The sequence below is a fragment of the Bradyrhizobium sp. LeoA1Lang genome, from assembly GCF_055413685.1.
Window position 1 is genome coordinate 1 of sequence record NZ_JBVAPG010000243.1, and the last position, 8,533, is coordinate 8,533.

At 63.2% G+C, this 8,533-nt stretch carries 8 protein-coding genes and 2 pseudogenes; 6 read left to right on the forward strand and 4 right to left on the reverse strand.

The genetic code is table 11. The features are described 5' to 3' along the window. Together ACZYOF_RS40260 and ACZYOF_RS40265 are read left to right on the forward strand one after the other, a co-directional pair. A pseudogene (locus ACZYOF_RS40260) lies at positions 1-106 on the forward strand (IS5/IS1182 family transposase); the annotation flags it as partial. A 4-nt stretch (positions 107-110) separates the two neighbouring features. Continuing rightward, positions 111-539 (forward strand): annotated as a pseudogene (locus tag ACZYOF_RS40265) (EAL domain-containing protein); the annotation flags it as partial. 11 nt (positions 540-550) lie between these two features. Here ACZYOF_RS40265 and ACZYOF_RS40270 read toward each other — a convergent pair. Then, on the reverse strand, positions 551-1,117 hold the full coding sequence (locus tag ACZYOF_RS40270) for a phosphatase PAP2 family protein (RefSeq protein WP_130577724.1): 567 nt from the start codon (positions 1,115-1,117) through the stop codon (positions 551-553). Positions 1,118-1,242: 125 nt separating this feature from the next. Here ACZYOF_RS40270 and ACZYOF_RS40275 point away from each other — a divergent pair, with 125 nt between their 5' ends. Beyond that, positions 1,243-1,782 (forward strand): DUF4142 domain-containing protein, encoded by a 540-nt coding sequence (locus tag ACZYOF_RS40275; RefSeq protein WP_463719219.1) that lies wholly within the window; start codon positions 1,243-1,245, stop codon positions 1,780-1,782. A gap of 10 nt (positions 1,783-1,792) precedes the next feature. Here ACZYOF_RS40275 and ACZYOF_RS40280 read toward each other — a convergent pair whose 3' ends face one another. Next, positions 1,793-2,698, reverse strand: a complete 906-nt coding sequence (locus tag ACZYOF_RS40280; RefSeq protein WP_463719220.1) for a DUF6328 family protein — start codon at positions 2,696-2,698, stop codon at positions 1,793-1,795. Between the two features lie 97 nt (positions 2,699-2,795). On the opposite strand from ACZYOF_RS40280, the gene ACZYOF_RS40285 reads away from it, so the two are divergent. From ACZYOF_RS40285 to ACZYOF_RS40295, 3 genes are all read left to right on the forward strand, one after another. Then, complete coding sequence (locus tag ACZYOF_RS40285; RefSeq protein WP_463719221.1) at positions 2,796-3,872, forward strand: flavodoxin family protein; 1,077 nt, start codon at positions 2,796-2,798, stop codon at positions 3,870-3,872. A gap of 108 nt (positions 3,873-3,980) precedes the next feature. Beyond that, positions 3,981-4,541: a type 1 glutamine amidotransferase domain-containing protein gene (locus ACZYOF_RS40290; RefSeq protein ID WP_463719222.1), complete on the forward strand. Its 561-nt coding sequence runs from the start codon at positions 3,981-3,983 to the stop codon at positions 4,539-4,541. 16 nt (positions 4,542-4,557) lie between these two features. Then, entirely contained in the window at positions 4,558-5,004 is a 447-nt protein-coding gene (locus ACZYOF_RS40295) for a PPC domain-containing DNA-binding protein (RefSeq protein ID WP_130577729.1), read from the forward strand. A gap of 12 nt (positions 5,005-5,016) precedes the next feature. Here the strand turns inward: ACZYOF_RS40295 and ACZYOF_RS40300 are convergent, their stop codons facing one another. Both ACZYOF_RS40300 and ACZYOF_RS40305 read right to left on the reverse strand, forming a co-directional pair. Next, positions 5,017-7,470, reverse strand: coding sequence for a PAS domain-containing hybrid sensor histidine kinase/response regulator (locus ACZYOF_RS40300; RefSeq protein ID WP_463719223.1), 2,454 nt, complete (start codon positions 7,468-7,470; stop codon positions 5,017-5,019). Positions 7,471-7,525: 55 nt separating this feature from the next. Next, positions 7,526-8,287: a thermonuclease family protein gene (locus tag ACZYOF_RS40305; protein WP_463719224.1), complete on the reverse strand. Its 762-nt coding sequence runs from the start codon at positions 8,285-8,287 to the stop codon at positions 7,526-7,528. Positions 8,288-8,533: the final 246 nt, after the last annotated feature.

Here is an 8,533-nt window from a genome sequence, read left to right on the forward strand (position 1 = left end):
CTCGAAACTGAAGCGTTTCAGGCGCGTTGCTACGCGCTACGAAAAAACCGCACGAAATTACTTCGCTGTCGTCGCTATCGCCGCAACTCTGCTCTGGCTAAGATAACTGTCCACGCGACCTAGAGCTCGAAATCACGGAGGCGGTCCTGATCGCGGACGATGATGCCGCGCTGGTCGCGCTCAACCAGCTCCGCGCGCTCGGCGTTCACATCGCGCTGGATGATTTCGGAACCGGCTATTCTTCGCTGCAATATCTGCAGCGCTTCCCGTTCGACAAGATCAAGATCGACCGCAGCTTCGTCAAGGAAGTCACCCGCAATAGCTCGTCGGCGTCGATCATCCGCGCGGTGGTGAGCATCGCGGCCGACCGCGATATGATCACGACGGCGGAAGGGGTCGAAACCGAGCAGCAGCGCGACACAGTGCACATGCTGGGCTGCACCCAGATGCAGGGTTATCTGTTCAGCGCGGCGCGCACGGCGCGGGAGATCCGCGCGATGCTGGCATCCGAAACGGCTGAAGTGGAGGACGCCGCCTGATCGGCGACGTTTCAGCATTCGTGCCGATCCTCGCCGTAGCCTGTGATGAGCCGCAGCAGCCGTTCGATAGCAGCGCCGATCGCAAGGCCGGCAACGACATCGCTCAGCCAGTGCGCGAGCAGGACGACGCGTGTTAGCACAAGGCCTCCACCGATTGCCCAGACGACATTCCGCTTTGCCGGCGGAAGCACGGTTGCGGCTGAGGCGATTGCGCCGACGTGAATCGCGTGGCCTGACGGAAAGGCGTCCTCAGGCTTGCCGGAGAACGGGACGCCATGCAGGTGACCTCGGGCTGTCCGTCGATCGGGCCGCTCCTGGTCGAATACCGTTTTCAGCACGTGGGGCAGGACGGCCGTCACGATCGTGGTCAGGAGGACGTGGCTGCTGCTGCGACGCTGCTTTGCGTCCTTGTTGCGCGAATAAAGCCACCAGCCCAGCGCAAGCGCGCAGATGACGTGCTCGTCCGCGCCCCACGTCAGCACCTCGGCAGCGCGCTCGGTTGTCGGCGTCGTGTATTCCGACACGGTGTCGGCGATTGCCTTGTCAGCGCGGGTTGGCTGCACCCGAAAAAGCGCCATCAGAGTCTCCCTTCGAGACTATAAACCTCTGACAGCCGTGATGGTTTCGCGAGCGCACCCCCTCGTAGGAACCAAAATTCCGGCCACGGGTTTGCCGCTCACAACCCTTACGAGAGGCAAGGACCATGAAGAGATCGATCGTGGTGGCGGCAGTTGCCGTCGCCTTTATTTCCACCTCGGCAGCCGCGCAATCGGTCGGCGAGAAGACCGGCGTCAATTCGGTATTGGGCGTCGCTCCCTCGACGGCCGATTTCGTCAAGGAAGCGGCGACCAGCGACATGCTGGAGATCGAGGCAGGCAAGCTCGCCGAGCAGAAGGGCAATGCGGAGGAGAAGAAATTCGCGTCCCAGATGATCGCCGATCACACCAAGACCAGCAGCGAGCTGAAGGGCCTGGTCACGAGCAGCGAGGGCGTGCAGATTCCATCGGGCCTGGATTCGTCTTCGCAAAGCAAGCTCGACAAGCTGCGCGACACCAAACCGGAGAACTTTGCAAGTCAATATAACCCGATGCAGGTGAGCGCGCACAAGGATGCGGTATCGCTGTTTGAACGCTACGCCAAGAGCGGCGACAATCCGAAGCTGAAGGATTGGGCCGGCAAGACGCTGCCGACGCTGCAGCACCATCTCGAGATGGCGCAGGCGCTGGACAAAAATCGCAAGTGACCCCGCGGCGTCAAGGCTTGCGGTGATTGCGCGTCCATCGCACGATCAGCGGCAGAGCGTACCAGAATCCGATTAGCACGAGAAAACTCGCCGCCGCGTAAGTGGCGGCGAGTTCGCGGTTGGTGATCCTGCCGAGCACGACATAGCTCTCTGCGGCGATGCCGGCAGCCAGAAATAGCGGCGCCACTGTCACCAGCGCGGAGGCAATGCGCAGAAAGCTCGCAGAATCCGCGCCCCCATAGGAAAGCCGGTGCAAGGAAGCCGGCGTCATCAGGAGGATGACATTCATGGCGACAAGGCCGAGCGCGACGGCATGCACGATTTTTGCCGTTTGCGGCATTCCTTCAAATCCGCTGGTGAGCATGGCGATGAATTGAAAGCCGAACAGGGCTTGCGCGCCGGGGATGATGACGCGCGCTTCGGTCAGCAACTGGTCGACCTTTGTCGCGAGCGGGGTTGTTCCTCCTGAATCGGGCATTAGGGGTCTCTGCCGGTGAAACAGCTCCAATCCGAACCATGCAAAGCTTGATGCGAGTACCAGCGCTAGTCCGCTTGTGAATCCCGCAAGCCAGCCGAAATGTCCCTCGATCACCACATAGGTGGCAACTCCGAGGCTCAAGGAGAAGGGAACCAAGCCAGCGGTCGCATAGAGCGACGTCGCGCGGACCAGGCGCTTCGACGAAGAACCTTGCTCGACCAACCGGTGTTCCATTGAGGGGACGATCAGGAGCCCCAGCGAAAGCGTCTGCAGCGCAAGTCCGACGGCGCAGAGCATTTTCGACGCGGAGGAGAGCGCCGGAAACCCGGTCTGGAAGAAGGCCTGGAATTGAAAGCCGAGCAGGACCTGGATGCCCAGGACGAGCAGACGGGTTTCGTCGAGCGCCGTCTTGACCTTGCGATCCAGCTTCTCGGACACAGTGGCCGCACTCCCTTCTCGCCGCGCCGGAACCGTCGCCGATGTCATGTTGTTAACGCGACATGTCATCTAACGTTCATGCAGGGCGAGGTGCGACATGACGGCGCCGGACGTCCGCCAGGGGATGCCGCCGGTCAAATTGCCGCGCGAGGAGTTCGCGCGACGCTATCGCAGCCGTTTCGTCGATCCCGCTTTCGGGCCGCTGCAGCGGGAGATCGACGCCATCATCGACGCGGCGTGGGATGCCTACAGTCATTCGCGCAAGTCGCCGCTGACGCGCAAAGCGGGGCCGGGCTTCGCCGATCCGGAATACGAACTTGCGGTGGATTGGCTTGCTGCGCGCGAGGCGATCCTGGCGGCGCAGCGGCGCCACGACGAGGCGGCGGAGAGACCGCGCATCCTGATCATCAACGGCTCCTCGCGCAGCGAGCATACCTGTCCCGGTGAAATGTCCAAGAGCTGGCGATTGGTCAAGCTCGCCGAGCCTGTGTTCGTCGAGATGGGACTTGCCGTCGACATTCTCGATCTCTCGCGGCTGGCGTCCGAGTACGGCAAGCAAATCCATCCCTGCAAGTCCTGCGTCTCGACTTCGCCGGCGCTCTGTCACTGGCCCTGCAGTTGCTACCCGAACTACGCGCTTGGCCAGACCGACGACTGGATGAATGAGATCTATCCACTATGGGTGGCGGCGCATGGCATCCTGATCGTGTCGCCGGTGAATTGGTATCAGGCACCGACGGGGCTCAAGGCGATGATCGACCGGATGGTCTGCGCCGATGGCTGCAATCCCGATCCGACCTCGACCCATGGCAAACACGCCGATAAAGCCAAGGCACTCGAGTTGAAGGGCTGGCCTTATCTGCGCCATCTCGCCGGCCGCTACTTCGGACTCGTCGTGCACGGCGATTCCGCTGGCGCGGAAACGATGCGACGGTCGCTATCGGATTGGCTGACGGATATGAGGCTGATCTCGATCGGCCGAACCGGCGAGCTCGACGGTTATATCGGCTACATGGGGCCTTACGCGACCTCACATCAAGCGCTCGATAAGGATAGCGCGTTTCAGGAAGAGACCTTGAATGTTGCGCGCGCGCTCGGCAACGCCGTGAAGCTTGCGCGTGAGGGCAAGTTGCAGGATCCGGCGGCGGGGCTCGTCGAGCCGAATCCGAAATAGCGTCCGCGCCGGTTCCCGGGGAGGCCGGATCAATTCGCCGTTGCGCAGGAACGATGTTCGGCATTGTCGATTGGTCGGCATCTCCCATGCACGGCGACGGAGTTTCCCATGGACTTGAAAGGCAAGAAGATCGCAATTCTCGCAACTCACGGGTTCGAGCAGTCGGAACTGGAAGTACCGCGCGATCGGCTCAAGAAGGCTGGCGCCGCCGTCGACGTGGTTTCGCTGGCCGCGGGCGAGATCAAGGGCTGGGACATGAAGGATTGGGGCCGGCCGGTGAAGGTCGACAAGACGCTCGACCAGGTCTCCGCGTCCGACTACGACGCGATCGTACTGCCGGGCGGACAGATCAATCCTGACCTGCTGCGGATCGAGCCGAAGGCGCTGAAGTTCATCAAGGATATATTCGACGCCAAGAAGGTCGTCGCGGCGGTCTGCCACGCGCCCTGGCTTCTGATCGAAACCGGCATCGCCAAGGGGCGGCGGATGACCTCGTACAAGTCGATCAAGACCGACGTGATGAATGCCGGCGCCAAGTGGGAAGATTCCCAGGTGGTGACCGACCAGGGCGTGATCACGTCCCGCAATCCCGGCGATCTCGAGGCCTTCAGTGCCAAGATCATCGAGGAGGTGAAGGAAGGCCGCCACACCCAGCGCAGCGCAGCCTGACGAAGCGAGCCAGCCGATGCGAAGCCAATTGGTCTCAGACGAGCCGGGTGCGCAGGTCCATGTCGTCATCCTCGACACCGGCGAGGAAGCGTTCGCGGCGCTGACGAAGTTCGCCAACGAGGCGAGGATTTCCGCGGCGGCGTTGACCGCGATCGGTGCGCTCGAGCGGGCGACCGTCGGCTGGTTCGATTTCGGCTCGAAATCCTACCGGAAGATCGAGGTCAACGAGCAATGCGAGGTGCTGAGCGCGATCGGCGACGTCGCGATCGGCGATGACGGCAAGGCCAGCCTGCACGTCCACATCGTGCTCGGGCTGTCGGATGGCTCCACGCGCGGCGGCCATCTGCTCGCGGGCGCGGTGCGGCCGACGCTTGAGGTCGTGCTGACGGAAACGCCGGCAAAGCTGCGCAGGAAGAAGAGGGCTGATCTCGGCATCGCCCTCATCGATATCGCGGCCAAATAGAAGGAGACGCGCTCAGATTGATCCGCGATCTGCGATCGCTTTCCGTAAGATGCGCGACAGCGACTCGACCGAGTAGGGTTTCTGGATCAGCTCGAATCCGCGATGCGCGTTTTCGGCGAGCACGTTGCTGTATCCGCTGGTCAGGACCACGGGCAGCCCGGGATAGCGGTCGCGGATCACGCTGGCGAGCTCCACGCCGTTCATGCCGGGCATGATGACGTCGGAGAATACGAGGTCGGCGGAAAACTCGTCTTCGGACAACAGGGCAAGCGCCGCATTGGCATTCGCCACGCGTTTGACCGAGTATCCGAGATCTTCGAGCAACTCGGTGGAGAACTGCCCGACCTCGTCATTGTCCTCCACGACGAGGACGCGATAGCCGCGGCCCGTGGTTGCCGGCTCGCTGGCGATGGCTGCGGCGGATGCCGCATCGGCCGGTCGTGCTGCCTGCGGCAGATAGATCGTGAAGGCCGCGCCTCGTCCGAGCGTGCTGACGACATCGATGTCGCCGTCGGACTGCTTGGCAAAGCCAAATGCCTGGCTCAGGCCAAGCCCGGTTCCCTTGCCGACTTCCTTGGTGGTGAAGAACGGCTCGAAGATCGATTGCAGATGATCGGGCGCGATGCCGGTGCCGGTGTCGGCCATGGTGATCGCGACAAAATCGCCGCAGCGCGCCGGCTGGGCGCGCAGGGCAGGGATGCCCCGCACCTTCCGCACCGTAATCGCGAGGCGGCCTTCGCCGTCCATGGCGTCGCGGCCGTTCACCGCGAGATTGATCAGCGCGGTCTCGAATTGGGCGATGTCGGCGATCGCAAAGCAATCGGGGGCGTCGATCTCGACGTCGATCTGGATGCGCGCGCCGACCAGCGGCCGGATAAGCTGGGTCACGCCCTCGACCTGCGCGCCGACATTGAAGACTTGCGGCTTCAGCGGCTGGCGGCGGGCGAACGCCAATAGCTGCGCGGTCAGCTTGGAGGCGCGCTCCACCGTCTCGGAGATCGCGTCGATGTAGCGATGCCGGCGCTCTTCGGGCAGGTCGCGGCGGCGCATGAAGTCGGTCGCGGAGCGGATGATGGTCAGCAGATTGTTGAAGTCGTGGGCCACGCCGCCGGTGAGCTGGCCGACGGCTTCCATCTTCTGCGATTGCCGCAGCACCTCTTCGCCCTGGCGGCGTTCGGTGATGTCGACGGCTTCGGCCACGGCGCCGATCACGGTGCCGTGCTGGTCGCGGAGCGGCCGCATCGCGAAATCGAAATAGCGTTCGCCGACCGGAAGCCGCAGCATCATCTCGGCCTTGACGTCGTCGCCCTTCATGACCGCCACGAAGGCGTTGCGAACCAGCTTGGGCAAGTCGTCGGTCGCGGCGAACCAGGGCGTTTCCCAGAACGGCTTGCCGATGGCATCGCGGGCCTCGGCGCGGATGCCGGTCAGTGCCGTCCGGTTGGCATCGAGCACGTCGCCGTGCTGATTGAGCAGCACCTGATACTGGTGACTGGTCTCGAAGATCGCGCGCATTTGCGCTTCGCTGGCCTCGAGCTGCGCGGTGCGCTCGGAAATACGCAATTCGAGCGTCTCGTTCAGCCGGCGCAGCTCGATCTCGGCCTGCTTGGCCGCGGTGATGTCGTGGGCGACCCCGATGAAGCCGATATGGTTGCCGGTCGGATCCCAGCGCGGTTGCGACTCCGACCTGAGCCAGCGCCATTCACCGTCGGCGCGCAGATAGCGCGCCTCCAGCACGAAAGGCTTGAGCGAGGCTTCGCCCGCGATCGATTCCTGCACGATGCGCGACACGTCGTCGGGGTGCAGTCGCTTGCGCCAGTCGAACTTGATGGCTTCTTCGAAGGGAAGGCCGAGGAAATCGATATAGGCCCGGTTGGCGAAGGAGCGGGTGCGGTCGAGTTTGGTCACCCAGATCGGAACCGGCGCGCTGTCGGCGATCAGGCGGAAGCGCTCCTCGCTTTCGCGCAGCTTTTCCTGCGCGAGCATGCGTTCGGTGATGTCGATATGGGCGCCGACCAGACGGAGTGCGCGGCCGTCGCGGTCGCGCTCGATTTCCCCGATGACGGCGATCCACCGGGTCTCGCCGTCGCTCGGACGGAGGATCCGGTATTCCGCCACGTAATCTTCGCTCGTCCCGGCCAGGGCATCGAAGAAATGCCTGATCGCGCGCTCACGATCCTCGGGGTGGATGCGGTCGACCCAATCCTCGTGGGTCTCGTTCACCGCATCCCACCCCAGCCCATGGACGATCAGGTATTCCGGCGAGCGGCGGTTGCGGACGCCCTCGCGGAAATCGACCTCGACGCCGCCGACGCGGCCGATACGCTGGATCCGGGCAAGCTCCGCCTCGCGCTCCTGTAACGCGCGATGGGCGCGGTCGCGTTCGCGCGCAATTTCTTCCAGATGCTGGCGCAGCCGTTCAGCGGCGACCGTCTCGGGAAGGACGTTCATAGGGTCTGGCGACATCGGGGCGGGCGACCTCTTTCCGTAGTCTCACACAACGGAAGAGGGCTTGCCAGCGTCATTTGGCCTTGGTGCCGGGCCGGCAGTTGTAGGCCCTGCGGAACCCCGCGGCCTGCGCGTCATCTTCCGAGCAGAACCAGCGGTCCGGCTTGGTTAATCCAGGGTAACTGCGGCACGCCTGCAAATGATAGATGCCGATATCGCCGGTGACGCGGGCGCGCACGGCGAACTTGCCCTTGATGTTGCAGCTTGCAGGCATCGGGAGATCTTCAGGGAAGAGCACGTCGCGGATCGCGCGATCGCGATCGGCGGGGCATGATGCGCCCAGCAGCGCGCCTTCCTGCTTGCCGCGCCGGAACTCCTGCGGGGCAACGAAGCAGCCTTTCCACATGCCCTGGCGGTCTTCCCTGGCGCGCGCCTCCTCAGGCTTGAAGCGGCCGGTGGCGGATGCCTCGACATTCAGGGCAAAGCCCCGCTGGACCATCACCTCGCTGAGGCTGGTCGGGTCGCCTTCGATCTTGCACACGCCGAGATGTCGTTTCTCGTAGGTCGGGTCGGGGCCGAGATCGTCGCAGCGGACCTGACGGTCGCCGATCAGCTTCCTCAACTGGTCACGGGCCTCGATGCCGCAGGTCCAGCTCTCGGCATGCTCGTCGATGCACAATTGGTCGATCGGCGGCACGTCGATGCCATCGAGCCGGTAGGTCACGTTGCCGAGCTGAAGCGTGCTGCCGTCCCTGACGGTAGCGTTGGCGGCGAAGCCTTGGCTCGCTGGAAGGGCTATCAGGATCAGCCCTGCGATCAATGTGCGTAATGGCATGGTCTGCATCGATGGGATGGCGTGCGGGGGAAAGGGTTCTAGATCATGATCCGATGGGACGGAATCGGATCATGATCTCATCTTTCTTGTTTGAGCATGATCTTTTCGGAAAACCGGTTTCCACTTTTCCGGATCATGCTCTAGGCTGTGTGGACTCTTGGGATTCTCAAATCAGACGGAACGTGATTCAAGGCTTTCTTTTAGGAGGAAGCCTTGGGGGTTCTGGATCGGCTCGTTCTGAACGAC